At 54.8% G+C, this 25,893-nt stretch carries 27 protein-coding genes and 2 tRNA genes; 7 read left to right on the top strand and 22 right to left on the bottom strand.

Annotated elements, in window-relative coordinates; translation table 11 throughout:
- Nucleotides 1-39 precede the first annotated feature (39 nt).
- From infB to AS136_RS00500, 4 genes are all read right to left on the bottom strand, one after another.
- Entirely contained in the window at nucleotides 40-2,730 is a 2,691-nt protein-coding gene (gene infB, locus AS136_RS00515; RefSeq protein ID WP_008806629.1) for a translation initiation factor IF-2, read from the bottom strand.
- Between the two features lie 24 nt (nucleotides 2,731-2,754).
- Entirely contained in the window at nucleotides 2,755-4,242 is a 1,488-nt protein-coding gene (gene nusA / locus AS136_RS00510) for a transcription termination factor NusA (RefSeq protein ID WP_008806630.1), read from the bottom strand.
- A 27-nt stretch (nucleotides 4,243-4,269) separates the two neighbouring features.
- A complete protein-coding gene (gene rimP / locus AS136_RS00505; RefSeq protein ID WP_002918364.1) occupies nucleotides 4,270-4,722 on the bottom strand; it encodes a ribosome maturation factor RimP in 453 nt (150 codons plus the stop codon).
- Between the two features lie 208 nt (nucleotides 4,723-4,930).
- Nucleotides 4,931-5,007: transfer RNA gene (locus tag AS136_RS00500), tRNA-Met, on the bottom strand.
- A 307-nt stretch (nucleotides 5,008-5,314) separates the two neighbouring features.
- Between AS136_RS00500 and argG the strand changes: the two genes are divergently transcribed.
- The 3 genes from argG (at nucleotide 5,315) to AS136_RS00485 (ending at nucleotide 8,360) form a co-directional block, all read left to right on the top strand.
- On the top strand, nucleotides 5,315-6,658 hold the full coding sequence (gene argG, locus AS136_RS00495; protein WP_008806631.1) for an argininosuccinate synthase: 1,344 nt from the start codon (nucleotides 5,315-5,317) through the stop codon (nucleotides 6,656-6,658).
- Between the two features lie 171 nt (nucleotides 6,659-6,829).
- Nucleotides 6,830-7,459: a winged helix-turn-helix transcriptional regulator gene (locus AS136_RS00490; RefSeq protein ID WP_023323319.1), complete on the top strand. Its 630-nt coding sequence runs from the start codon at nucleotides 6,830-6,832 to the stop codon at nucleotides 7,457-7,459.
- A 349-nt stretch (nucleotides 7,460-7,808) separates the two neighbouring features.
- Nucleotides 7,809-8,360: a YfaZ family outer membrane protein gene (locus AS136_RS00485; protein WP_008806633.1), complete on the top strand. Its 552-nt coding sequence runs from the start codon at nucleotides 7,809-7,811 to the stop codon at nucleotides 8,358-8,360.
- A 41-nt stretch (nucleotides 8,361-8,401) separates the two neighbouring features.
- On the opposite strand, the gene AS136_RS28520 is transcribed toward AS136_RS00485, so the two are convergent.
- From AS136_RS28520 to rlmE, 7 genes are all read right to left on the bottom strand, one after another.
- On the bottom strand, nucleotides 8,402-8,650 hold the full coding sequence (locus tag AS136_RS28520; RefSeq protein ID WP_162493299.1) for a hypothetical protein: 249 nt from the start codon (nucleotides 8,648-8,650) through the stop codon (nucleotides 8,402-8,404).
- 297 nt (nucleotides 8,651-8,947) lie between these two features.
- Nucleotides 8,948-9,034 (bottom strand) — tRNA-Leu (locus tag AS136_RS00475).
- A gap of 9 nt (nucleotides 9,035-9,043) precedes the next feature.
- The gene (gene secG / locus AS136_RS00470; protein ID WP_002918369.1) at nucleotides 9,044-9,373 is read right to left on the bottom strand and encodes a preprotein translocase subunit SecG; all 330 of its coding nucleotides are present in this window, start codon (nucleotides 9,371-9,373) and stop codon (nucleotides 9,044-9,046) included.
- Between the two features lie 229 nt (nucleotides 9,374-9,602).
- Nucleotides 9,603-10,940 carry a phosphoglucosamine mutase gene (gene glmM / locus AS136_RS00465; RefSeq protein WP_002918370.1) on the bottom strand — a complete coding sequence of 446 codons (1,338 nt, stop codon included), beginning with the start codon at nucleotides 10,938-10,940 and terminating at the stop codon, nucleotides 9,603-9,605.
- Nucleotides 10,933-11,781, bottom strand: coding sequence for a dihydropteroate synthase (gene folP / locus AS136_RS00460; RefSeq protein WP_012540474.1), 849 nt, complete (start codon nucleotides 11,779-11,781; stop codon nucleotides 10,933-10,935). The genes glmM and folP overlap by 8 nt, the downstream gene beginning before the upstream one ends.
- Before the next feature lie 98 nt (nucleotides 11,782-11,879).
- Nucleotides 11,880-13,814 carry an ATP-dependent zinc metalloprotease FtsH gene (gene ftsH / locus AS136_RS00455; protein ID WP_008806637.1) on the bottom strand — a complete coding sequence of 645 codons (1,935 nt, stop codon included), beginning with the start codon at nucleotides 13,812-13,814 and terminating at the stop codon, nucleotides 11,880-11,882.
- Nucleotides 13,815-13,913: 99 nt separating this feature from the next.
- Nucleotides 13,914-14,543 carry a 23S rRNA (uridine(2552)-2'-O)-methyltransferase RlmE gene (gene rlmE, locus AS136_RS00450; RefSeq protein ID WP_008806638.1) on the bottom strand — a complete coding sequence of 210 codons (630 nt, stop codon included), beginning with the start codon at nucleotides 14,541-14,543 and terminating at the stop codon, nucleotides 13,914-13,916.
- Nucleotides 14,544-14,666: 123 nt separating this feature from the next.
- On the opposite strand from rlmE, the gene yhbY reads away from it, so the two are divergent.
- Nucleotides 14,667-14,960 carry a ribosome assembly RNA-binding protein YhbY gene (yhbY, locus tag AS136_RS00445; RefSeq protein WP_002918374.1) on the top strand — a complete coding sequence of 98 codons (294 nt, stop codon included), beginning with the start codon at nucleotides 14,667-14,669 and terminating at the stop codon, nucleotides 14,958-14,960.
- 152 nt (nucleotides 14,961-15,112) lie between these two features.
- Here yhbY and greA read toward each other — a convergent pair whose 3' ends face one another.
- The gene (gene greA, locus AS136_RS00440) at nucleotides 15,113-15,589 is read right to left on the bottom strand and encodes a transcription elongation factor GreA (protein WP_008806639.1); all 477 of its coding nucleotides are present in this window, start codon (nucleotides 15,587-15,589) and stop codon (nucleotides 15,113-15,115) included.
- 235 nt (nucleotides 15,590-15,824) lie between these two features.
- On the opposite strand from greA, the gene dacB reads away from it, so the two are divergent.
- Nucleotides 15,825-17,258 (top strand): serine-type D-Ala-D-Ala carboxypeptidase, encoded by a 1,434-nt coding sequence (gene dacB / locus AS136_RS00435; RefSeq protein ID WP_008806640.1) that lies wholly within the window; start codon nucleotides 15,825-15,827, stop codon nucleotides 17,256-17,258.
- A gap of 51 nt (nucleotides 17,259-17,309) precedes the next feature.
- Here the strand turns inward: dacB and cgtA are convergent, their stop codons facing one another.
- The 4 genes from cgtA to rplU form a co-directional block, all read right to left on the bottom strand.
- Nucleotides 17,310-18,488 (bottom strand): Obg family GTPase CgtA, encoded by a 1,179-nt coding sequence (gene cgtA, locus AS136_RS00430; protein ID WP_008806641.1) that lies wholly within the window; start codon nucleotides 18,486-18,488, stop codon nucleotides 17,310-17,312.
- Between the two features lie 15 nt (nucleotides 18,489-18,503).
- Nucleotides 18,504-19,469, bottom strand: coding sequence for a DMT family transporter (locus AS136_RS00425; RefSeq protein ID WP_008806642.1), 966 nt, complete (start codon nucleotides 19,467-19,469; stop codon nucleotides 18,504-18,506).
- Between the two features lie 92 nt (nucleotides 19,470-19,561).
- Nucleotides 19,562-19,819 (bottom strand): 50S ribosomal protein L27, encoded by a 258-nt coding sequence (rpmA, locus tag AS136_RS00420; protein WP_002434222.1) that lies wholly within the window; start codon nucleotides 19,817-19,819, stop codon nucleotides 19,562-19,564.
- A gap of 20 nt (nucleotides 19,820-19,839) precedes the next feature.
- Nucleotides 19,840-20,151, bottom strand: a complete 312-nt coding sequence (gene rplU, locus AS136_RS00415; protein ID WP_002918379.1) for a 50S ribosomal protein L21 — start codon at nucleotides 20,149-20,151, stop codon at nucleotides 19,840-19,842.
- Between the two features lie 260 nt (nucleotides 20,152-20,411).
- Here rplU and ispB point away from each other — a divergent pair, with 260 nt between their 5' ends.
- The gene (gene ispB, locus AS136_RS00410; RefSeq protein WP_008806643.1) at nucleotides 20,412-21,383 is read left to right on the top strand and encodes an octaprenyl diphosphate synthase; all 972 of its coding nucleotides are present in this window, start codon (nucleotides 20,412-20,414) and stop codon (nucleotides 21,381-21,383) included.
- A gap of 196 nt (nucleotides 21,384-21,579) precedes the next feature.
- Nucleotides 21,580-21,852 carry a DNA-binding transcriptional regulator SfsB gene (sfsB, locus tag AS136_RS00405; protein ID WP_008806644.1) on the top strand — a complete coding sequence of 91 codons (273 nt, stop codon included), beginning with the start codon at nucleotides 21,580-21,582 and terminating at the stop codon, nucleotides 21,850-21,852.
- Between the two features lie 54 nt (nucleotides 21,853-21,906).
- On the opposite strand, the gene murA is transcribed toward sfsB, so the two are convergent.
- The 6 genes from murA to mlaE all read right to left on the bottom strand — a co-directional run bounded on the left by murA (nucleotide 21,907) and on the right by mlaE (nucleotide 25,893).
- Nucleotides 21,907-23,166 carry a UDP-N-acetylglucosamine 1-carboxyvinyltransferase gene (murA, locus tag AS136_RS00400; RefSeq protein WP_008806645.1) on the bottom strand — a complete coding sequence of 420 codons (1,260 nt, stop codon included), beginning with the start codon at nucleotides 23,164-23,166 and terminating at the stop codon, nucleotides 21,907-21,909.
- A 53-nt stretch (nucleotides 23,167-23,219) separates the two neighbouring features.
- Nucleotides 23,220-23,474: a BolA family iron metabolism protein IbaG gene (ibaG, locus tag AS136_RS00395; RefSeq protein ID WP_004144910.1), complete on the bottom strand. Its 255-nt coding sequence runs from the start codon at nucleotides 23,472-23,474 to the stop codon at nucleotides 23,220-23,222.
- A 136-nt stretch (nucleotides 23,475-23,610) separates the two neighbouring features.
- On the bottom strand, nucleotides 23,611-23,901 hold the full coding sequence (gene mlaB, locus AS136_RS00390; protein WP_008806646.1) for a lipid asymmetry maintenance protein MlaB: 291 nt from the start codon (nucleotides 23,899-23,901) through the stop codon (nucleotides 23,611-23,613).
- On the bottom strand, nucleotides 23,901-24,536 hold the full coding sequence (gene mlaC, locus AS136_RS00385) for a phospholipid-binding protein MlaC (protein ID WP_002918386.1): 636 nt from the start codon (nucleotides 24,534-24,536) through the stop codon (nucleotides 23,901-23,903). The genes mlaB and mlaC overlap by 1 nt, the downstream gene beginning before the upstream one ends.
- Nucleotides 24,537-24,554: 18 nt before the next feature.
- Entirely contained in the window at nucleotides 24,555-25,106 is a 552-nt protein-coding gene (mlaD, locus tag AS136_RS00380; protein WP_004206195.1) for an outer membrane lipid asymmetry maintenance protein MlaD, read from the bottom strand.
- A gap of 4 nt (nucleotides 25,107-25,110) precedes the next feature.
- Nucleotides 25,111-25,893 (bottom strand): lipid asymmetry maintenance ABC transporter permease subunit MlaE, encoded by a 783-nt coding sequence (gene mlaE, locus AS136_RS00375; RefSeq protein ID WP_004150949.1) that lies wholly within the window; start codon nucleotides 25,891-25,893, stop codon nucleotides 25,111-25,113.

The raw sequence follows: 25,893 nt of genomic DNA, 5'->3' as shown, positions 1-25,893 counted from the left end.
GTGGCGCTTCGCTTCCCCGGCTGCTTAGCCATCAAATGATTAATCGATGCTACGCTGGATTTCGATGATTTCGAACACTTCGATCATATCGCCAACGCGAACGTCGTTGTAGTTCTTCACACCGATACCACATTCCATGCCGTTACGGACTTCGTTAACGTCATCTTTGAAGCGGCGCAGGGATTCCAGCTCGCCTTCATAGATAACCACGTTGTCGCGCAGGACGCGGATTGGGTTGTGACGTTTGATCGTCCCTTCGGTAACCATACAGCCCGCGATGGCGCCGAATTTCGGCGATTTGAACACATCACGCACTTCAGCCAGACCGATGATCTGCTGTTTCAGTTCCGGAGACAGCATGCCGCTCATCGCCGCTTTCACTTCGTCGATCAGGTTATAGATGACGGAGTAATAACGCAGATCCAGGCTTTCCGCTTCGATAACTTTACGCGCAGAGGCATCGGCACGAACGTTGAAGCCAACCAGAATCGCGTTGGATGCTGCTGCCAGGGTCGCGTCGGTTTCGGTGATACCACCTACGCCGGAACCGATGATCTTCACTTTCACTTCGTCGGTAGACAGTTTCAGTAAGGAATCGGAAATCGCTTCGACAGAACCCTGTACGTCCGCTTTCAGCACGATGTTCACTTCGTGAACTTCGCCTTCGGTCATGTTAGCGAACATGTTTTCCAGCTTAGATTTCTGCTGACGCGCGAGCTTAACTTCACGGAATTTGCCCTGACGATACAGTGCCACTTCACGCGCTTTTTTCTCGTCACGAACCACAGTCACTTCATCACCCGCAGCCGGCACACCGGACAGACCGAGGATTTCCACCGGAATGGACGGACCCGCTTCCAGCACTTCGCGACCCAGTTCGTCACGCATCGCACGCACGCGGCCATATTCAAAGCCACACAGGACAATATCGCCCTTATGCAGAGTACCTTCGCGAACCAGAACGGTAGCCACCGGGCCACGACCTTTATCGAGGAAGGACTCGATGACCGCGCCGCTCGCCATACCGTTACGTACAGCTTTCAGTTCGAGAACTTCAGCCTGCAGCAGAATCGCGTCCAGCAGGTCGTCGATGCCGGTACCGGCTTTCGCGGAAACGTGGACGAACTGGCTCTCGCCGCCCCACTCTTCCGGCAGAATGCCGTACTGGGACAGTTCATTCTTCACGCGATCCGGATCAGCTTCTGGCTTATCGATTTTGTTCACCGCAACCACCACCGGTACCTGCGCCGCTTTAGCGTGCTGGATAGCTTCGATGGTCTGCGGCATCACGCCGTCGTCTGCCGCCACCACCAGAACCACGATATCCGTCGCCTGCGCACCACGAGCACGCATGGAGGTAAACGCGGCGTGGCCCGGGGTGTCCAGGAAGGTGATCATGCCGTTGTCGGTTTCTACGTGGTAAGCACCGATGTGCTGGGTAATACCACCCGCTTCGCCGGAGGCAACCTTAGTAGAACGAATATAGTCCAGCAGCGAGGTTTTACCGTGGTCAACGTGACCCATGATGGTCACGACCGGTGCGCGCGGTTCAGCCGCAGCGCCGGTGTCACGGTCGCTCATTACCGCTTCTTCCAGTTCGTTTTCACGACGCAGGATAACTTTGTGGCCCATCTCTTCGGCAACCAGCTGCGCGGTTTCCTGGTCGATGACCTGGTTAATGGTCGCCATGGCGCCCAGTTTCATCATCGCTTTGATGACCTGAGAACCTTTCACCGCCATCTTGTTAGCCAGTTCACCAACGGTGATGGTTTCGCCGATGATAACGTCACGGTTAACGGCCTGCGCCGGCTTCTGGAAGCCCTGCTGCAGAGCGGAACCTTTACGGTGCTTACCGCCTTTACCGCCGCGAACGGCCGCACGGGCTTCTTCACGATCAGCTTTAGATTCAGCGTGTTTGTTGCCTTTCTTCGCCGGACGCGCCGCTTTGCTGCTACGGCTACGGCCGCGACCGCCTTCAACTTCACGATCGTTATCATCTTCAGCCTGACGAGCATGCTGTGACGTAGTGACGTGATAGTCGCTGCTATCTTCCGGGCTGTCTGAGGTTTCAGACCAATTTTTTTCGTTTTCTTCTGCCATACGGCGTGCTTCTTCCGCTACACGGCGCGCTTCTTCTTCAAGTTTGCGGCGTGCTTCTTCTTCCGATTTGCGCTTCAGTTCCGCAGCTTCGTTCTCACGGCGGATCTTTTCAGCCTGGGCGGTTTTGGTCATTTCGTCGGTATGTTGATTGCTCACTTTGTCTTTTTCCGCAGCTTCACGTTTCGCTTTATCAGCGACTTCACGTTTAGCTTGTTCTGCGGCCTCACGTTCAGCTTTTAATTGCGCCTCGCGTTTCGCTGCTTCTTCAGCTTCACGACGGGCCTGCTCTTCCGCTTCACGCTGCGCCTGCTCTTCCGCGGCCAGACGTTCAGCCTCTTGCGGATCGCGTTTCACAAAGGTGCGTTTCTTGCGGACTTCGATTTGTACCGATTTACTCTTTCCACCGGTACCTGGAATATTCAACGTGCTGCGTGTTTTACGCTGCAACGTCAGCTTGTCGGGCGCCGAGCCGTGTTCACGGTTCAGGTGCGTCAACAAAGTTTGTTTCTCTTGCGCGGTCACAGAATCATCAGCCGATTTGCGGATGCCTGCGTCAGCAAATTGCTGTATCAGGCGATCCACAGAGGTCTGAATCTCTGAGGCCAGCGCTTTAATAGTCACATCTGTCATGCTGTTCCTTCCTGCTACAGTTTATTACGCTTCGTCGCCGAACCAACAAATGTTGCGAGCGGCCATGATGAGCTCGCCAGCTTTCTCGTCGGTCATCCCTTCGATATCAGCCAGGTCATCAACGCCCTGCTCGGCGAGATCTTCCAGCGTACAAACACCACGGGCAGCCAGTTTGAATGCCAGGGCACGATCCAGACCTTCCAGATTCAACAGATCATCGGCAGGTTTGTTATCTCCCAGGCTTTCTTCCTGAGCCAGCGCCAGCGTAGTCAGTGCGTTTTTCGCACGCTCACGAAGTGCTTCAACGGTGGCTTCATCCAGACCGTCGATTTCCAGCAGTTCTTTCATCGGCACATAGGCCAGCTCTTCCAGCGAGGAGAAGCCTTCTTCAACCAGCACTGTCGCGAAATCTTCATCAATATCGAGATATTTGGTGAAGGTATCGATAGCGGCATGCGCTTCCGCCTGGTGCTTAGCCTGCAGGTCGTCAACGGTCATCACGTTGAGTTCCCAGCCGCTGAGCTGCGAAGCCAGACGAACGTTCTGACCGTTACGGCCAATCGCCTGCGCCAGGTTGCCAGCTTCTACCGCGATATCCATGGTGTGTTTATCTTCATCCACCACGATAGACGCGACGTCTGCCGGCGCCATGGCGTTGATCACGAACTGCGCCGGGTTATCATCCCACAGGACGATATCGATGCGTTCGCCGCCCAGCTCAGTAGAGACGGCCTGCACGCGCGCACCGCGCATACCGACGCAAGCGCCAACCGGGTCGATGCGCTTGTCGTTGGTTTTCACCGCGATTTTGGCACGAGAGCCCGGATCGCGAGCCGCCGCTTTGATCTCCAGCACTTCTTCACCGATTTCCGGCACTTCAATGCGGAACAATTCGATCAGCATCTCAGGTTTGGAACGGGTCACGAACAGCTGGGCGCCACGCGCTTCCGGACGGACAGCGTACAGTACGCCGCGGATGCGGTCGCCCGGACGGAAGTTTTCACGCGGCAGCATATCTTCACGCAGGATCACGGCTTCAGCGTTGTTGCCCAGATCCAGGGTGATGTTGTCGCGGTTCACTTTTTTCACCACGCCGGTGATGATCTCACCTTCGTGCTCGCGGAACTGATCGACCACCATCGCGCGCTCGGCTTCGCGGACTTTCTGCACGATAACCTGTTTAGCGGTCTGCGTGGTGATACGGTCGAAGGTAACAGATTCAATCTGATCTTCGACATAGTCGCCGACGTTCATGCTTTCATCTTCGTAACGCGCTGCTTCCAGCGTGATCTCGCGCGTCGGCTGAGTCACCTCTTCAACAACCAGCCAGCGACGGAAGGTGTCGAAATCGCCGCTCTTACGGTCGATTTCTACGCGAACGTCGATCTCTTGTTCGTATTTTTTCTTGGTGGCCGTTGCCAGCGCGCTTTCCAGCGCTTCGAAAATTTTCTCGCGCGGCAGCGCTTTTTCGTTGGAAACGGCTTCAACAACAGCCAAAATTTCTTTGTTCATCGGGGCCTTTCACCTCAATCCAGACTGTTAAAAGTGGGGAACCAGGTTCGCCTTCTGGATGTTACTCAGCGCGAACACTTCATCTTTGCCTTCGACGGTTACCGTGATCATTTCACCGTCTACCGCTTTGATAATGCCCTGCCATTTGCGACGGTTCTGAACCGCCATGCGCAGCACCAGCGCAACTTCTTCGCCAGTGAAACGTTGGTAGTGTTCGGCGGTGAACATCGGACGGTCGAGACCAGGCGAAGAGACTTCCAGGTTGTAAGCGACAGTGATCGGGTCTTCAACATCCATGACGGCGCTTACCTGGTGGCTCACATCAGCACAATCATCAACGTTGATGCCATCTTCACTATCAATATAGATGCGCAGTGTGGATGTGCGACCGCGAATAAATTCGATGCCGACCAGCTCAAAGCCAAGCGCTTCAACCGGCGCTGTGAGCATCTCTGTCAATTTTTGCTCTAATGTGGACAAACCCACCCCCAAGACATAAAAAAAGGGCGTATAGCCCAGTTATTCTGAAGTCAGATAACAAAAAACCCCGATAAATCGGGGCTTTAGATAACTGAACCCTGAGATCGCCATGGCGATCTGGAACACCTTCCGCAAGAATTCTTTCAAATTCGGCTACGAAGGACACTTAGTCCTCACAGTATATTTGAAAAAGTACTTAATGGGAAAGTGGTTGCGGGGGCCGGATTTGAACCGACGACCTTCGGGTTATGAGCCCGACGAGCTACCAGGCTGCTCCACCCCGCGCCTGAAACGTGGCATATTTTACTCTTATTGAGCAAAAGACGCAAATACTGCTGGGATTTGGTACCGAAGACGGGACATAAAATCGGGGTGAATTGTATCGGCAATTAGTATATTTTGTCAACATGCTTTTTATCGCCCCCGATTGCCGTTTGTGCTGGTATTTCAGGCTTTTTTAGCAAAAAGATGATGAAGCCCTTCCTGTCGCCAGTAAAAGATGGTTAAATGAATACTCACAATTAATGCATAAAAATGCAGTTAAGGTTGTTGAGTCGAACTCACCACAGTCTATCGAGCAGGGTTTTATTTTATGACGACGATTCTCAAGCATCTCCCGGTTGGTCAACGTATTGGTATCGCTTTCTCTGGTGGACTGGATACCAGCGCCGCGCTGTTATGGATGCGCAAAAAAGGCGCCGTGCCTTATGCATATACCGCTAACCTGGGTCAACCGGACGAAGACGACTACGATGCTATTCCGCGCCGCGCGAAAGAGTATGGCGCTGAAGGTGCCCGTCTGATCGACTGCCGCAAACAGCTGGTCGCAGAAGGGATCGCGGCGATTCAGTGTGGCGCTTTCCATAACACCACCGGTGGGTTGACCTACTTCAACACCACGCCGCTGGGCCGCGCGGTCACCGGCACCATGCTGGTGGCGGCAATGAAAGAAGATGGCGTCAACATCTGGGGCGATGGCAGCACCTATAAAGGCAACGATATCGAACGTTTCTATCGTTACGGCCTGCTGACCAATGCTGAACTGCAGATTTACAAGCCGTGGCTGGACAGTGATTTCATCGATGAGCTCGGCGGCCGGCACGAAATGTCCGAATTTATGATCGCCTGCGGCTTTGACTACAAGATGTCGGTTGAAAAAGCCTATTCCACTGACTCCAATATGCTCGGCGCGACGCACGAAGCGAAAGACCTCGAATTCCTCAATTCCAGCGTGAAAATCGTCAACCCGATTATGGGCGTGAAGTTCTGGGACGAAAACGTGAAGATCCCGGCGGAAGAGGTAACCGTACGCTTTGAGCAAGGCCATCCGGTGGCGCTGAATGGCAAAACCTTCGCTGACGACGTCGAGATGATGCTGGAAGCCAACCGCATCGGCGGCCGCCACGGTCTGGGAATGAGCGATCAGATTGAAAACCGCATTATCGAAGCGAAAAGCCGCGGTATTTATGAAGCCCCCGGGATGGCGCTGCTGCATATCGCCTACGAGCGTCTGCTGACCGGTATCCATAACGAAGACACAATCGAGCAATACCATGCCCACGGTCGTCAGCTGGGCCGCCTGCTGTATCAGGGACGCTGGTTCGATTCCCAGGCGCTGATGCTGCGTGATTCTCTGCAGCGCTGGGTCGCGAGCCAGATCACCGGCGAAGTTACCCTTGAGCTGCGTCGCGGTAACGACTACTCGATCCTCAATACCGTTTCAGACAACCTGACCTATAAAGCAGAGCGTCTGACCATGGAAAAAGGCGATTCCATGTTTACCGCCGAAGACCGTATCGGTCAGCTGACCATGCGTAATCTGGATATCACCGATACCCGCGAGAAGCTGTTCGGCTATGCCCAGTCAGGCCTGCTGAGCGCCTCCTCGGCAACCGGTTTACCGCAGGTTGAGAATCTGGAAAACAAAGGCAAATAATCGCCTGACGATGTTTGCTCCCCGCCGGCGGCCCTCCGCCGGCTTTTTATTTTTTGTTCCCTGTCAGCGCCAGAAAAATTGAAAAGAGGCATTTTTTCCTTATCGCCCGGTCAGCAAAATTGTTGACTATAATAGCCTCAATTGATTAATTCATATCTGGTGATAAACATCATGAATATTAAACCGCCGATCAGGCCGCAAAAGGCCATTGACCGACTGATCGATGTGCTTGAGCCACACGCGACGCCCGTTAACGCGATCGCCAGAAAAAGACTCACCTGGGAATATAAAGGCAAAACCCAGCTCTTTATTTTTAAAAAAGGCGAGCTATCGATTATTCGGAATTCCGACAAGCTATTGATGGTGACCGTCTATGAGCCCCACCTTTTCGGCGTGGCGGAAATGCTACAGCCCAGCCGCAGCCATAGCCTGCGAGCGGAAGTCTCTTCCGAACTGCTACGCATCGACTATGACCTGGCTTCCGCGCTCTTTCGTCAGCATAATCTGTGGGAGGAGGTGACCAGCCTGCTGGCCTATCATACTTCCTACCTGGTATATCGTGACGATCTGGTCCTGCAACAGCGAACCTATTCGGTGATCCGTAACCATCTGCTGGAAATGATGTTATTAACCGAAGAGACCCGACAGCGCGTGTCTATACTTGAATATATTCAGGACAGGACCCATCTCTCGCGCAGCAGTATTCTCAATGTCTTGTCAGCATTAAAGAAAGGTGGTTATATTGCTTTCGCCCGCGGCGGTTATTTGCAAAGCATCGCCTCACTTCCTGAAAAATTTTGACCGCGTCAGTCACCTTTATTTGTTGTTACTCGCCTCAATGTTGAAAATGTTTAAATTTAAATTAATAAACGCTAACGGTAAAAAAAGAAAAATTTTATGCTGAGCACCTGAATTTACCGGCGGACAACATGTCCCTGGGCTCGACCAGCAGGCAACCACTCACGGTGTTAACCGCCGGGCCTGCACCGGCTCAGGATATGCCCCGGAAATCGGCCAGGCGTGAGCAGCGGTAGCGGGAGTTGACCCCCTCGCCTGCCGTCTGCAGCGACCATAACGATGAGATCCAAGAACCCGTTAATTTTGCCCGAACGCCCGTATCGGGCTTTTTTTTATCTGAAGGAATTCAACAATGAAGTCGATTGCTCCAAAATTGTTTGCCGTGATGATCGCCCTGGGGGCCAGCAGCGCCGTCTGCGCATCCGTTAACCTGCATGGTGAAGCCGGTGCCGAGTTCACCAATCTGTCCGCCAGCTTTGGCGCCGGGGAACCGGGTATGACGTTCAATACCCAGTGGGCTCACAGCGACAATGACGGGGACAGCGTAGGGCTGGGAATGGGCTACAACTTTAACCTTGGACCTTTTCTGATGACGCTGGGCGGTAAAGGCGTCTATCTGAATCCCAAAGATGGTGATGAAGGCTACGCCATCGCCGCTGGCGGCGGCGCAGAACTGCCCCTCGGCCAGTACTTCACGCTCTTCGGTGAGGGGTATTACTCGCCGGACTCAATGTCCAGCGGCGTCGATGATTATGTGGAGGCCAATGCCGGATTACGTATTAACGTACTCCCGTCTCTGAATATCGAAGCAGGCTATCGTTATATCGATATGGCGGGGAAAGATGGCAATCGTGACAATACCCTTGCCGACGGGGCCTATGCCGGGGTTAATTTCCGCTTTTAATCCTTACACAGGGATTGCTGTCCGGCAGTCCCTGTCTTCTCTCAGCTGGCCAACGGCACGCTTTTCAGCACGCGGTTGATCTCCTGCAGACCGGCAACATTATTCTCTTTACGGTAAACATCATTCATGGACGCCATCTGCTCCAGACGGGTCAGGGCGCCATACACCTGGTACGCCTCACTATGTCTGTCAAACACATCGCGGCGCTCCACATCCTGCAAATAATGATTTTTCAACGAATGGTTAAGGCGACCAATCAGCGCCGTATTGTCCTGGAAATAGCGCGTCACCGCCTGGGCATTATTCGCTGTCGCCCCAGGCTCACTGTGCGATACCGGTACCGTTAGCGCATTAATCGTCTCCACCGTTTGGGAGGGCGATGTTGAACTGCACCCTGCTAAACCGAGCACACCGGCGACGATAAGCAACCCGATCTTGTTCATTATGTCACTTCACCTCTGTTAATTTGACGAGGCGACTTTAACGACAGTAAAAGAAGGGAACCAGCAAAGAGATGTTTATAATTAAATGGCCGGAGGGGACAAAAACAAAAAAAGACGCTTTTCAGCGTCTTTTTTCTGGAATATTGGTACCGAGGATGGGACTCGAACCCACAAGCCCGTTAGGGCACTACCACCTCAAGGTAGCGTGTCTACCAATTCCACCACCTCGGTACAGAATACTTAGTGCGGGATGTCGCTGGTCGGCTGAGCCGGCGCAGTTGGCTGAGTTTGCTCCGTTTTCGGTGCGCTCAGGTTATCCCACTCACTTCCTTTACTGGTCTTGTTGCTGTTGATATTACCCAGCGCCAGACTGATGATGAAGAACAGCGCAGCCAGGATGCCGGTCATACGGGTCATGAAGTTGCCAGAACCGCTGGACCCAAACAGTGTGCCGGAAGCGCCTGCACCGAAGGAGGCTCCCATATCAGCGCCTTTACCTTGCTGCAGCATAACCAGACCAACAAGGCCAATCGCTACAATAAGGAAAACAACCAAAAGAGCTTCGTACATAATCAACCTGTTCCTTGCGGATTTGCCGCATACCAAGTGCTTCGACCAATAAAGCGGGACGTTTTAACGTTTCCCACTGAAGCGGGTGTGAATACTAACCAAAGCGAATGACCTTCGCAAGGGCAATTTCGACACATTGTATCAACTGCAGAAAAAAACAGCAAAAAGTCGGTTTTCTATCATAAAAAAGGCGGCAAGCGCCGCCTTTTTAACCACTTAGCCGGCAAGCTTAGACGCTTTTTACCGCTTCGGCGATGCGATGCGCAAACTCGTGCACCTGATCTTCATGCTCGCCTTCCACCATGACGCGGATCAGCGGCTCCGTTCCGGATTTACGCAGCAGGACACGGCCGCGTTTCCCTAACGCTGCTTCCACTTCTGCGGTCACCGCTTTGACATGCTCGTTCTCCAGTGGGTTACCGCTGCCTTCGGTAAAACGCACATTCACCAGTAACTGAGGGAACATCTTCATGCCACTGCAAAGGTCATGCAGACTCATATGGTTACGTACCATCGCCGCGACCACCTGCAGACTGGCGACGATGCCATCGCCGGTGGTGGTTTTATCCAGCAGGATCACATGGCCTGAGTTTTCCGCACCAATGCGCCAGCCTTTTTCCTGCAGCATCTCCAGTACATAACGGTCACCGACCTTCGCGCGGGCAAACGGGATGCCTAACTGCTTGAGCGCCAGCTCCAGTCCCATATTACTCATCAGGGTACCAACGGCGCCGCCGCGCAGCTGCCCCTGACGCAGCCCTTCCCGGGCGATGATGTAGAGGATCTGGTCGCCATCGACTTTATTGCCTTCATGGTCAACCATGATCACCCGATCGCCATCGCCGTCGTAGGCAATACCCAGATCGGCTTTCTCCGCCAGCACGCGCGCCTGCAGCGCACGCACGTCGGTGGCGCCGACCTCTTCGTTGATGTTGAGGCCATCAGGCTCGCAGCCCATCGCGATAACCTGGGCGCCCAGCTCGCGGAAGACATTGGGGGCAATGTGATAGGTCGCACCGTGCGCGCAATCCACCACCACTTTCAGCGTGCCGAGGCTCAGTTCATTGGGAAAGGTGCCTTTACAAAATTCAATGTAGCGCCCGGCGGCATCAACGATACGGCTGGCTTTGCCCAGCTCTGCCGAATCCACGCAGGTGAGTTCTTTCTCCATTTCGGCTTCAATCGCCTCTTCCACATCATCCGGCAGCTTGGTGCCCTCAATGGAGAAGAATTTAATACCGTTGTCGTAGAAAGGGTTATGCGAAGCTGAAATAACGATCCCCGCCTCGGCGCGGAATGCACGCGTCAGGTAGGCGATGGCCGGTGTCGGCATTGGCCCGGTGAACGACGCAGAGAGCCCCGCGGCCGCCAGCCCAGCTTCCAGCGCGGACTCCAGCATATAGCCCGAAATACGGGTATCCTTGCCGATGATAATTTTACGCGAGCCGTGGCGCGCTAACACTTTCCCCGCCGCCCAGCCCAGCTTAAGCACAAATTCCGGAGTGATCGGCGCATCGCCGACGCGGCCACGAATACCATCGGTGCCAAAATACTTGCGGTTACTCATAACGTTTTTTTCCCTTAGCGGCGAGGGTGGCTTCCACCACGCGCAGCGCTTCTACCGTTTCTTTGACATCATGGACGCGGATTATCTGCGCGCCCTGCATTGCTGCAATGACGGCACACGCCAGGCTGCCGTTCAGCCGTTCCGACGGCCCGACGTTCAGCAACTGACCTACCATCGACTTACGCGACATACCGACCAGCAGAGGCAGCCCAAAGTGGTGAAATTCACCCAGCCTGGCCAGCAGTTGATAATTATGGGAGAGATTTTTACCGAAACCGAATCCCGGGTCGAGCAGCAATTTTTCTTTTGCGATCCCCGCCTGCTCGCAGCGCACAATATGTTCTGCAAAAAAGCGCTCGACATCGGCGAAGACATCCTCATATTTTGGCGCCTCCTGCATGGTTTTCGGCTGACCCTGCATATGCATCAGACACACCGGCAGCCCGGTTTCCGCAGCGGCCTGCAGCGCGCCAGGTTCGGTCAGCGAACGAATATCGTTAATGATATGCGCCCCGGCCCGGGCTGATTCGCGGATAACCTCCGGTTTGGACGTATCCACCGAGATCCACACTTCAAAGCGCTGAGCGATCGCTTCGACAACCGGGATCACCCGCGCGAGTTCCTCTTCTACGCTCACCTCAGCCGCCCCTGGCCGCGTGGATTCACCGCCGATATCAATGATGGTCGCCCCTGCGTTAATCATCAGATTGGCATGCTTCACCGCCTCAACCAGCGAGTTGTGAGCGCCGCCATCTGAGAAAGAGTCGGGCGTCACATTAAGAATGCCCATCACATGCGGATGAGAGAGATCGAGGGTTGAGCCCTGGGCTACAAGTTTCATCACAAAATCCCTGAGACTGAAGAGGTTAAAAAAAGAAAAACCCCGGAGCGGGCGCCCCGGGGTTTTTAAGGTTAAAACAAGACATCAACAGCGGTAGCTTACTTGTCGCCCAGCTGCTCTGACATGGTGTTGCCCGGGTTCGGCGTACGCGGTTCATCAACCGGACGCGGCGCACGAGGCGTGCCATTGTTGTCAGAGTTATTCGAAGAACCCGGTTCTTCCCAACCCGCCGGCGGACGAACATCGCGACGAGCCATCAGGTCGTCAATCTGCGGCGCATCGATGGTCTCATATTTCATGAGCGCATCTTTCATCGCGTGCAGGATATCCATGTTGTCGTTCAGCAGCTGGCGAGCACGACCGTAGTTACGCTCGATCAGCGATTTCACTTCCTGGTCGATAATACGCGCGGTTTCATCGGACATATGCTTCGCTTTCGCTACGCTACGGCCGAGGAAGACTTCGCCTTCTTCTTCCGCATACAGCAGCGGACCGAGTTTGTCGGAGAAGCCCCACTGGGTCACCATGTTACGCGCCAGGTTCGTCGCCACTTTAATGTCGTTGGACGCGCCGGTAGAAACATGTTCCGGACCGTAGATAATCTCTTCCGCCAGACGACCGCCGTACAGGGTGGAGATCTGACTTTCCAGTTTCTGACGGCTGGCGCTGATCGCATCGCCTTCCGGCAGGAAGAAGGTCACACCCAGCGCACGACCGCGCGGGATAATCGTCACTTTATGGACCGGATCGTGTTCCGGAACCAGACGGCCGATAATGGCGTGGCCTGCTTCGTGGTAAGCGGTCGATTCTTTCTGCGCTTCCGTCATCACCATGGAGCGACGTTCCGCACCCATCATGATTTTGTCTTTCGCTTTTTCGAACTCAACCATCGAAACAACACGTTTGTTGCCGCGAGCAGCAAACAGCGCCGCTTCGTTGACCAGGTTCGCCAGGTCCGCACCAGAGAAGCCAGGGGTACCGCGCGCAATGATCGCCGCGTCGATATCCGGCGCCAGCGGTACGCGACGCATATGCACTTTCAGGATCTGTTCACGACCGCGAACATCCGGCAGACCAACGACAACCTGACGGTCGAAGCGGCCTGGACGCAGCAGCGCGGGGTCCAGAACGTCCGGACGGTTAGTCGCCGCGATAACGATAATACCTTCGTTACCTTCGAAGCCGTCCATTTCAACCAGCATCTGGTTCAGGGTCTGCTCACGTTCATCGTGACCACCGCCAAGACCCGCGCCACGCTGGCGGCCGACGGCGTCGATTTCATCGATGAAGATGATGCAAGGCGCTGCTTTCTTAGCCTGCTCGAACATGTCACGCACACGAGATGCACCGACACCGACGAACATTTCGACGAAATCAGAACCGGAAATTGTGAAGAACGGTACTTTTGCTTCGCCAGCGATCGCTTTCGCCAGCAGCGTTTTACCGGTACCCGGAGGGCCGACCATCAGGACGCCTTTCGGGATCTTACCGCCCAGTTTCTGGAAGCGGCTCGGCTCACGCAGGTATTCCACCAGCTCACCGACTTCCTCTTTCGCTTCGTCACACCCGGCAACGTCGGCAAAAGTGGTTTTGATCTGGTCTTCCGTCAGCATACGGGCTTTGCTTTTGCCGAAGGACATCGCGCCCTTCCCGCCGCCGCCCTGCATTTGCCGCATAAAGAAGATCCAGACGCCGATCAACAGCAGCATTGGGAACCAGGAGATGAAGATGGAAGCCAGCAGGCTTGGCTCTTCTGGTGGTTCGCCAATAACTTTGACGTTTTTAGTCAACAGGTTATCGAGCAGCTTCGGATCGTTAACCGGAATGTAAGTCGTGTAACGGTTACTATCTTTCTTGGTAACGTTGATCTCACGTCCGTTGATACGCGCTTCGCGAACCTGGTCCTGATTGACCTCTTGCAGGAAGGTAGAATAATCCACCTTGCGGCCATTCGACTCGCTGGGCCCAAAGCTCTGGAATACTGACATCAGCACAACGGCAATGACCAGCCAGAGTATTAGGTTTTTCGCCATGTCACTCAAGGGATTAACCTCTTATTACAACTGTGTTAAAAACAGCGTCAGGATACTCTATATCCAGTTTCTTTCAAACTTTCGTTTGAAATCTGCCGGTTATGGTTTACGCCCGGTCGCTACAATATACACTTCACGCGAACGAGCGCGGGAAGAGTCCGGTTTACGAACTTTGACCTTCGTAAACAGGGAGCGAATTTCTCGAAGATACTCATCGAAGCCTTCGCCCTGGAACACCTTCACTACAAAACTACCACCTGGCGCTAATACATCACGAGACATTTCAAGCGCCAGTTCTACCAGATACATAGCCCGGGGAATATCCACCGCCGGTGTTCCGCACATATTCGGCGCCATATCGGACATGACAACTTGGACTTTACTGTCGCCCACTCGCTCAAGTAACGCTTTCAGGACTAATTCATCACGAAAATCGCCCTGAAGGAAGTCCACACCAACGATTGGATCCATTGGTAAAAGATCGCAAGCGATGATGCGGCCGCTGTTGCCGATCTGCGTGACCGCATACTGCGACCAGCCACCGGGAGCAGCACCGAGATCGACTATCGTCATCCCCGGCTTAAAAATTTTGTCACTTTGCTGTATTTCATCAAGTTTAAACCAGGCACGGGAACGTAACCCCTTTTTCTGTGCCTGTTGAACATATTTATCGCTAAAGTGTTCCTGAAGCCAGCGGCTTGAGCTGGCAGAACGCTTTTTACCTGTCATTTAACATTCCCGTTCGGGTTCATCGTACTTTACTGCGTAAAAATCGACGCGGTAGTTTGGCGATATATGGGAGATGGCGGTAGAATGACCCGTTTTCAATCCCAACGTAAGCAAAAAAACACGATGAATCTGAGTACTAAACAAAAACAGCACCTGAAAGGTCTGGCACATCCGCTCAAGCCGGTAGTTATGCTTGGCAATAATGGTTTGACCGAAGGGGTACTGGCCGAGATCGAACAAGCGTTAGGGCACCATGAGCTCATCAAGGTGAAGATCGCCTCAGAAGATCGCGAAACTAAAGCCTTGATCGTGGAAGCCATCGTACGTGAAACCGGCGCCTGTAACGTACAGGTCATCGGTAAAACGCTGGTTCTGTACCGCCCAACGCCAGAGCGTAAGATCTCGCTGCCACGCTAAGAATATCCTGAATCTCGACACAACTTTGTGTAAAACGAGGGATTTCTGCGGCCAGGCGAGCAAAATGCCATGCTCCTGACGTTGATAAAAGGCCGCTATGCGGCCTTTTTCCTTTCTTTACAATCTATAAACATCGTAGCGGGAAATACGCCTTACAGGTATTCAACCTTAGTAATTTCGTATTCCACTTCACCACCCGGGGTACGGATAGTCACGACGTCATCCTGCTCTTTGCCGATCAGACCACGGGCGATCGGCGAGTTCACGGAGATCAGATTCTGCTTAAAATCAGCTTCATCATCACCCACGATGCGGTAGGTCTGTTCCTCATCGGTATCGAGGTTGAGCACGCTGACGGTTGAGCCAAAAATTACCCGGCCATTGTTCGGCATTTTGGTGATATCGATCACCTGGGCATTGGACAGCTTCGCTTCAATATCTTTGATACGCCCTTCGCAGAAGCCCTGCTGCTCACGCGCAGCATGATACTCAGCATTCTCTTTCAGATCGCCGTGTTCACGAGCGTCAGCAATAGCGGCAATGATTTCAGGACGACGCACAGACTTCAGATAATCCAGTTCTTCGCGCAGTTTCTCAGCGCCACGTAAGGTCATCGGAATCGCTTGCATTAGTTATACCTCTTTATCATTCCTTCAGGGAACGGAGAGCTCCGCCCCGCCACCTGCCCTGCCCACAGGCAGGACACGAGCAAAAAGAAACCGACCCGGGAAACACTCCCCAGGTCAGCAGCAATTTTTCATTTGATAGGTATTTTACCCCGAAGTTCATTATGGGTCATCGTTTACTTTACTGGGCGTTGCACCGTAGTATGACGGCCTGGCTTCAGGTTGTTAGCGCGAGATTATGCGATTTCCCAGATTTATCATCGGATTGACTGCCGGTATAGCGCTTAGCGCTCAGGCGGCGAATATTGACGAGTACATCAACCAGCTTCCCGCCGGTGCGAACCTTGCCTTTATGGCGCAAAAGGTCGGCGCATCGACGCCGGAAATCGACTATCACAGCCAGCAAATGGCGCTCCCGGCCAGTACGCAAAAGGTTATCACCGCGCTGGCGGCTCTGCTGCAGCTGGGGCCCGATTTCCGCTTTACCACCACGCTGGAAACCAAAGGCTCACTTGACGGCGGCGTGCTGAAAGGCGATCTGATTGCGCGCTTCGGCGGCGATCCGACGCTCAAACGGCAGGATATTCGCAATATGGTGGCGACGCTGAAAAAAGCTGGCGTGCAGCGTATCGAAGGCAATGTGCTCATCGATACCTCGGTCTTCGCCAGCCATGACAAAGCACCGGGCTGGCCGTGGAACGACCTGACGCAGTGCTTCAGCGCCCCGCCGGCGGCCGCAATTGTCGACCGTAACTGCTTCTCTGTCTCGCTGTATAGCGCGCAGAAACCGGGCGATCTCGCCTTCATTCGCGTTGCGTCCTATTATCCGGTCACCATGTTCAGCCAGGTGCGAACGCTGGCGCGCGGCTCAGCAGAAGCACAGTACTGCGAGCTCGACGTAGTGCCAGGCGATCTCAATCGCTATACCCTCACTGGCTGCCTGCCGCAGCGTAGCGAGCCGCTGCCGCTGGCCTTCGCCATTCAGGACGGCGCCAGCTACGCCGGGGCGATCCTCAAAGCGGAGCTGACCCAGGCGGGGATCACCTATAGCGGCACGCTGTTGCGCCAGACGCTGGCCAATGACCCCGGAACGGTATTAGCCACCACCCAGTCGGCTCCACTGCACGATCTGCTGCGGATCATGCTGAAGAAGTCAGATAACATGATTGCCGACACCGTCTTTCGTACCATCGGCCACGCCCGCTTCGGCGTACCAGGCACCTGGCGGGCAGGATCCGATGCCGTACGCCAGATCCTGCGTCAACAGGCTGGGGTCGATCTCGGCAACACGATCATCGCCGACGGCTCTGGCTTGTCGCGCCACAACCTGATCGCCCCGGCGACCATGATGCAGGTGCTGCAGTATATCGCCCAGCACGATACCGAGCTCAACTTCATCTCCATGCTGCCGCTGGCGGGCCACGACGGGTCGCTGCAGTATCGCGCCGGTCTTCATCAGGCGGGCGTGGATGGCAAAGTCTCGGCGAAAACCGGGTCGCTCCAGGGGGTTTATAACCTCGCAGGCTTCATCACTACCGCCAGCGGACAAAAGGTGGCCTTCGTGCAATATCTCTCCGGCTACGCCGTGGAGCCAGCTGATCAGCGCAATCGCCGCATCCCACTGGTCCGCTTTGAAAGCCGCTTGTATAAAGATTTGTACCAGAACAACTAAAACAAAAGGGCCGCATCAGATGCGGCCCTTTTTGATCCAGAGAAGTCAGGATTAGCGTTTGTAGATGAATTCGACGCCTTCTTCGTCGTCTTCGTCCCAGTCGTCATCCCAGTCTTCGTCATCTTCCACTTCGACTTCGGCTTCTTCAAGCTGCTGACGGTGATAGTCGTCCCACATGAACTCGACTTTCTCCGGCTTCTGCTCTTCTTCCACATGCACGATCGGGTTTTCGATGATAAAGGTCATCACGTCCCAGCACAGCTCTTTCACGCCCTGCTGGCTGGCCGCTGAGATCAGGTAGAATTTATCTTCCCAACCCAGCGCTTCGGCAATCGCCTTCGCTTTGGCTTCGGCTTCCGCTTTGTCCATCAGGTCAATCTTGTTAAAGACTAACCAGCGTGGCTTGGAGGCCAGCTTCTCGCTGTATTTCTCCAGCTCGCCAATGATAATGCGGGCATTCTCAACCGGATCGGAACCATCGATAGGCTCGATGTCGATGAGATGCAGCAGCACACGGCAGCGCTCAAGGTGCTTGAGGAAGCGGATACCAAGGCCTGCGCCTTCCGCTGCGCCTTCAATCAGCCCCGGGATATCGGCGACCACGAAGCTCTTCTCGTTGTCCATACGCACCACGCCCAGGCTCGGCACCAGGGTGGTAAACGGATAGTCAGCCACTTTCGGCTTGGCGGCGGAGACCGCGCGGATGAAGGTGGATTTGCCGGCGTTCGGCATCCCCAGCATCCCGACATCGGCCAGCAGCATCAGCTCCAGCTGCAGGTCGCGTTTATCACCCGGGGTACCCATGGTCTTCTGACGCGGGGTGCGGTTAACGGATGATTTGAAACGGGTGTTGCCCAGACCGTGCCAGCCACCTTTCGCCACCATCAGACGCTGACCGTGTTTGGTCATGTCGCCCATGGTCTCGCCGGTTCCCTGGTCGATAACCCGGGTCCCGACCGGCACTTTCACCGTCACGTCTTTACCACGCTTACCGGTACAGTCGCGGCTCTGGCCATTCTGCCCGCGTTCGGCGCGGAACGATTTTTCAAAACGGTAGTCGATCAGGGTGTTCAGGTTCTCGTCCGCTTCCAGCCAGACATCGCCGCCGTCACCGCCATCGCCGCCGTCCGGACCGCCTTTCGGAATATACTTTTCGCGGCGGAAGCTTACGCAACCATTGCCGCCGTCACCTGCTACGACCAGGATCGTTGCTTCATCTACAAACTTCATTTTACTCTCCGTAAATCATTCGCCTGAGCGGGGCAGCGGTACTACCGCCTCTCGCTTACGCCAACGCCCCCAAAGACGATGGCCGATGGCGGAATACATCGCGCCCGCAACCACGACAAACGCACCGAGATAACCAATCAGGTTTAACATCGGTCTGGCGAAAACATCGGGCCAGGCCATTGATAATAAATCAGAAAACAGTAGCGTAAACAGTGGCGTCAAGGTGATTAACGCGCTGACCTGCGCCGCCTGCCAGCGCGCCATGGCTTCCGCCAGCGCCCCGTAGCCGACCAGGGTATTTAGCCCGCAAAAAATCAGGCATGCCAGTTGCCAGTCGCTTAGCTGGGATATCACCCCGGGCTTAGCGAGCGGCAGTAATGCAATCGTACATAAAGTGTACAGCAAAAATAGTATCTGCTGTGATGCCAGACGGCGCAATAACACCTTTTGCGCGACGCCATAGCTTACCCACACCGTTGCAGCAGCAACGCCGAAAATTACCCCCCATGTGTAATCCGTCAGGCGGGTAAAGATTTCAATCAGGCTGGTGTTGAAAAACATCACCAGCCCGCTGAGCAACATCAACGCGCCCACCACCTGGGTACCGCGCATGCGCTCTTTCAGAATCACGACGCTTGCCACCATCATGCCCACCGGCGATAGCTGGCCGATGACCTGAGAAGCAGTGGGGCTGAGATATTGCAGGGAAGAACTGAACAGAATGAAGTTACCGAACAGGCCACCGGTGGCAATGGCTAACAAAACCAGCCAGCGCGGCTTGCGAAAAATTCGCAGCGGCGGCAGTTTGCCTTTGATCGCGAGGATCGCGCCAAGCCCAATGCTGGCCATCAGGAAGCGATAAAACACCACCGTAGGCGGCTCCATCACCTCAAGAACCTGTTTCATCGCAATCGGCAACGCTCCCCAACACATCGCGGTGGTAAGCGCCAGAATAATGCCAATCCCAGCCTGCTGCTTCATGCCTGTTTCCCTGCAAAATTTTCCAGTAGACGAATGTAAAAAGCCCCGCAACGTGTTGCGGGGCTTTCATCCGTTACCGGGACGCGAAAAACTTATTCAGCAACGATGCTGATGAATTTACGGTTTTTCGGGCCTTTAACTTCGAACTTGACTTTACCGTCAGTCAAAGCGAACAGAGTGTGGTCACGGCCGCAACCAACGTTGGTGCCAGCGTGGAATTTGGTACCACGTTGACGAACGATGATGCTACCTGCCAGAACTGCTTCACCGCCGAAACGTTTTACGCCCAGACGTTTAGCTTCTGAATCGCGACCGTTACGAGTCGAGCCGCCAGCCTTTTTATGTGCCATTTAAATCTACTCCTCAGGTCTTAGGCGCTGATGCCAGTGATTTTCACATCAGTGAACCACTGACGATGGCCCTGCTGCTTACGATAGTGTTTACGACGACGAAACTTAACGATTTTAACTTTCTCGCCACGACCGTGAGCAACAACTTCAGCTTTGATTACGCCGCCCTCAACGAAAGGAACGCCGATCTTGATTTCTTCACCGTTTGCGATCATCAGCACTTCAGCGAATTCAACAGCTTCGCCAGTTGCGATGTCCAGCTTTTCCAGGCGAACGGTCTGACCTTCGCTTACTCGGTGTTGTTTACCACCACTTTGGAAAACCGCGTACATATAAAACTCCGCTTCCGCGCACCTCTTTATGTGATTCAGAGTGCGCTATAAATATTCACAATAGGGCGCGAATATTACGCAAAACGCGAGCCTTTGACAAGAGCGATTAGCGATCAATGCAGAAAAAAAACACAACTTTCACGACAACGTTTATCTACGGCAATTTTTCAGTACAATCATATCTTCTTTTAATTCTGTCTTAATCCTTCTGTGATCCCACCTGGATTCATGGTAACAGGACATTTGGCCCGGCTTTTGCGATGAATTTAGAAAAAATCAATGAGTTAACCGCGCAAGATATGGCGGGTGTCAATGCGACGATTCTTGAGCAACTCAACTCCGATGTTCAGCTTATCAATCAGTTAGGCTATTACATCGTCAGCGGCGGCGGCAAACGCATTCGCCCGATGATTGCTGTGCTTGCCGCGCGCGCGGTGGGCTATCAAGGGAGCGCGCATGTCACTATTGCTGCGCTGATTGAATTTATTCATACCGCCACGCTACTGCATGACGACGTCGTCGATGAGTCTGACATGCGTCGCGGCAAAGCCACGGCCAATGCGGCGTTCGGCAATGCCGCCAGCGTGCTGGTTGGCGATTTCATCTATACCCGCGCCTTCCAGATGATGACCCAGCTAGGCTCACTGAAGATCCTCGAGGTCATGTCGGAGGCGGTGAACGTCATTGCCGAAGGCGAAGTGCTGCAGTTGATGAACGTCAACGATCCGGATATCACGGAAGAGAACTATATGCGCGTCATCTACAGCAAGACGGCGCGCCTGTTTGAGGCGGCCTCGCAGTGTGCGGGAATGCTGGCCGACTGCTCCGCGGAAGAAGAGCGCGCGTTGCAGGATTATGGTCGCTATCTCGGCACCGCTTTCCAGCTGATCGACGATTTACTCGACTACAGCTCCGACGGAGAACGACTCGGTAAAAACGTCGGTGATGACCTGAACGAAGGCAAACCGACGCTACCGCTGCTGCATGCTATGCATCACGGCACCCCCGATCAGGCGGCGATGATCCGCGGGGCGATCGAGCAGGGCAATGGTCGCCATCTGCTGGATGCTGTTCTGGAAACCATGGCCACCTGCGGTTCGCTGGAATGGACGCAGAAGCGCGCTGAAGAAGAAGCCGATAAAGCGATTGCAGCCCTGCAGATCCTCCCGGACACACCGTGGCGCGAAGCTTTGATTGGACTGGCACATATTGCGGTCCAGCGCGATCATTAATCCCTCCTCCTTTCCCGCGCGATGCGCGGGAAAGTTCCAGTAAAATGCCACTTCTCTCCCTAAACTTCCGAATATCTTGATAGATTCTGAATATTCTGGCGCCTTAACAGAACTTGTTAGAACCCTACATAGTACGCGGGTATAGTGTCCTCATCGCCCATGTGGACGATCTGGACCTTTAACACCAGGAGAATTTATGGATAAGTTCATCGACTGGCATCCCGCCGATATTGTTGCTGGGTTACGTAAACGGGGAACATCGCTGGCGGCAGAGTCGCGACGGCACGGCCTGAGTTCTTCAACGCTGGCGAACGCCCTGACCCGCCCCTGGCCGAAAGGCGAGTTGATTATCGCCACGGCGCTGGAAACGCAGCCGTGGGTCATCTGGCCGTCACGCTACCACGACCCGGTGACTCATGAGTTTATCGACAGAACGCAGATGATGCGTCAAAAGAAGACAGACAGGTGATGTGATAATCGACAGGGTCCCGAACCAACGCCCCGGGGCCCTGTCAGGACACGGTTACTCGCCCTTCACGCGCTGAATATTGGCACCCAACGCCTGCAGTTTATCCTCGATACGCTCATAGCCACGATCGATGTGGTAGATGCGATCAACGATGGTGGTCCCTTCAGCGATACAGCCTGCCAGCACGAGGCTCGCCGACGCACGCAAATCGGTCGCCATCACCTGCGCGCCCGAAAGCTGCTTCACGCCGTGACAGATAGCGGTATTGCTCTCGATCTCCGCGTGCGCGCCCATACGGATCAGTTCCGGAATGTGCATGAAGCGGTTTTCAAAGATCGTTTCGGTGATCACGCCGGTCCCTTCCGCCACCAGGTTAAGCAGCGTGAACTGGGCCTGCATATCGGTCGGGAAGCCCGGGTGCGGCGCGGTACGCACGTTGACCGCTTTCGGACGGTTGCCGTGCATATCGAGGCTAATCCAGTCTTCTCCCGTTTCGATGTCAGCCCCGGCGTCACGCAGTTTCGCCAGAACGGCATCCAGAGTATCCGGCTGCGCGTTACGGCAGAGGATCTTGCCGCCGGAAATCGCCGCGGCCACCAGGAAGGTGCCAGTTTCGATACGGTCCGGCAGTACACGGTATACGCCGCCACCCAGACGCTGCACGCCTTCGATGGTAATGCGATCGGTGCCCTGGCCTTTGATTTTCGCGCCCAGCGCGTTAAGGAAGTTGGCGGTATCGACAATTTCCGGCTCGCGTGCGGCGTTTTCGATAATCGTCGTCCCCTCCGCGAGGGTCGCTGCGCTCATGATAGTTACGGTAGCGCCGACGCTCACCTTATCCATCACGATATGCGCGCCTTTCAGGCGACCGTTGACCGAGGCTTTGACATAACCTTCTTCCAGTTTGATCTCGGCGCCCAGCTGTTCCAGACCGCTAATGTGCAGGTCGACCGGACGCGCGCCGATGGCGCAGCCGCCTGGCAGAGAAACTTGTCCCTGACCAAAACGCGCCACCAGCGGGCCCAGCGCCCAGATGGAGGCACGCATGGTTTTCACCAGGTCGTACGGAGCACAGAATACATCAACCGGGCCGGCGTCAATCCATACCGAACCATTGCGCTCAACCTTCGCGCCCAGCTGGCTCAGCAGCTTCATGGTGGTATCGATATCTTTCAGCTTAGGTACGTTCTGGATCTCTACCGGCTCTTCGGCAAGCAGCGCGGAAAAGAGGATTGGCAGGGCGGCGTTCTTTGCACCAGAAATGGTGACTTCGCCCTGAAGGCGAGTCGGCCCCTGAACACGGAATTTATCCATTGATTCTGTTCTCTATTAAAAATTCACATACGCTGCAGGGGACCCCCCACAGCTTAGAAGCCATTTAGTTTGCGGTCTCGCGCCCACTCCTGCGGAGTGAAGGCCTTGATCGACAGCGCATGGATACGGTTGTCAGCAATATATTCCATCAGCGGCGCGTAGACGCTCTGCTGCTTTTTAACCCGACTCATGCCATCGAACATCTCACCCACAGCAATAACCTGAAAGTGGCTGCCATCGCCAGAGACGTGGACTTCCTGGAGGGGGAGTGCGTTCATCAGCACGGTCTGAATTTCATGATTTTCCATGGGCTCAAATTTATCTGATAGTGAAAACAGCCCAACATCTTAGAGGAAAGTGGCGCGGTCTTAAACAAGCAAAAAGCCCCGACGAAAAGATTGCCGGGGCTTTCGGAATAGCTTCAACGCTAAGGCACTGAAAAGATTATGGGATCATATCGACAGGCAGGTTGTAAAGACCGATCAGCGTTTGCAGATTTTCGCTCTTCGCGATCAGCTGCGCTTCCCGCCCCTGACGGCGGATCAGTGCCACAAAATGCACTAACAGCGCCAGGCCCGCCGTGTCCACGCGCGTAGTCTGGCTGAGATCGATGATCGTCGCCCCCTCCGTCGCCCTGGCGCGTGCTTCCCAGAGCGGGACCAGCAGATCCTGGTCCAGCTCTCCGTGCAGCGCCAGCGTCTCGCCCTCGCGAGTCCAGCTCAGCTGCCCGGTCATTATTTTTTCTGTTCCAGCGTGATCGGCTGAGCGGAGATCGCTTTCAGCTGCGCGGTCAGGCCGTCAACGCCCTTGGTGCGCAGCAGATCGCTCCACTCATTCTGTTTGGTAGTGATCATACTGACGCCTTCGGCGATCATATCGTAGGCCTGCCAGTTACCGGTCTGGGTATTTTTACGCCACTGGAAGTCCAGACGCACCGGCGGACGACCGTTCGGGTCGATGATAGTGACGCGGATCGGAACGATGGTTGCGCTGCCCAGCGGCTGCTCCGGCGCAATCTGGTAAGTCTGCCCGTGGTACATCGCCAGCGCCTGGCCGTAGGCCTGCTTCAGATATTCACGGAAGGCGGCAAAGTAGGCCTCACGCTGCGCGGGGGTCGCTTCTTTGTAATAGCGGCCCAGCACCAGCGCGCCAGCATATTTCACCTGCACATACGGCAACAGCTCCTGGTCGACGATGTCGCGCAGATAGTTAGGGTTGGCTTTGATCTTCGGCTGTTCATTCTTCAGGCGATCGAAGGTTTTCTGCGCCGCTTCATTCATCAGCTTATACGGGTTGGACTGGTCTGCCGCCTGGACAGCGGTCAGCGGGGCAATCACCAGCATGGCGACCATGAGTAAGCGTTTAAACATATCGTGTTTCTCCTGAAATTAATGCGTCGTGCCGGCTGCCGGCGTCGCGTCAGTATGACCTTCTGCCTCGGCCTTATCATTGCCAGAATTCTGATTGTCGCCGCCCTTGCTGTTATAAAGGAACTGACCAATCAGATCTTCCAGCACCATGGCGGACTTGGTGTCCTGGATAGTACCGCCGTCTTTAAGGATAGTCGTCCCAAGGTCCGGGTCTTCAAAACCGACGTTCAGCGCCAGATACTGTTCGCCCAGCAGACCCGAGGTGCGGATCGCCAACGAACTGGTATCCGGGATATGGTTGTAGCGCTCATCGATATCGAGCTCCACGCGTGGCAGATAGGTTTTCGGGTCGAGAGTGATGTCCGCTACCCGTCCCACAACCACACCGCCGATGCGTACCGGCGAACGCGCCTTCAGGCCGCCGATGTTATCGAAGGTCGCGTAAAGGCGGTAAGTCGGCTCAGTACGTAGCGAGGTGACGTTCGCCGCCTTCAGGCAGACAAACAGCGCCGCCAGCAGCGCCACCAGTAAGAACACCCCTACCCAGATTTCATTTTTTTTCGTTTGCATGAACTCAATTCCCAAACATCAGCGCAGTCAGCACAAAATCCAGCCCCAGAACCGCCAGCGACGCATGCACCACGGTGCGTGTTGTCGCCCGGCTAATCCCGGCGGAAGTGGGGATAGCGTCATAACCGTTAAATAACGCAATCCAGGTTACCGTAATGGCGAATACCAGACTCTTAATCAGGCAGTTCACCAGGTCCATTCGCCAGTCGACGGCATTTTGCATCGCGGTCCAGAAAAAACCACCGTCAATGCCTTTCCAGCTTACGCCTACCAGCGCACCACCCCAGATCCCTACCGCGACAAAGATAATCGTCAACAGCGGCAGCGAAATGACGCCAGCCCAGAAGCGTGGAGAAATCACGCGACGCAGCGGATCCACCGCCATCATCTCCATACTCGAGAGCTGCTCCGTGGCCCGCATCAGGCCAATTTCGGCGGTCAGCGCCGATCCGGCGCGCCCGGCAAACAGCAGCGCAGCGACAACCGGCCCCAGCTCGCGCAGCAGCGACAGCGCCACCAGCATGCCAAGACTGGTCTCTGCGCTGTAGGTGGTTAAGACCAGATACCCCTGCAGCCCGAGCACCATACCGATAAACAAGCCCGATACAATGATAATCAGCATCGACAGAACGCCAACGTTATAGAGCTGACGAACCAGCAGCGGCGCGTGCTTGCGAAACTCTGGTTTGCCCACAACGGCGTTGAAAAGCATTAATCCGGCGCGTCCAAACGTCGCGGTGGTTTTAATCCCGCGATGCCCTAGCGCGGCCAGCGCATTAAACAGCAT

The organism is Klebsiella sp. D5A, from assembly GCF_001620885.1.
Taxonomy (GTDB): Bacteria; Pseudomonadota; Gammaproteobacteria; order Enterobacterales; family Enterobacteriaceae; genus Klebsiella; species Klebsiella variicola.
Note: the sequence above shows the minus strand (reverse complement) of the source record. Positions and strands in the feature narration are given on the sequence as shown.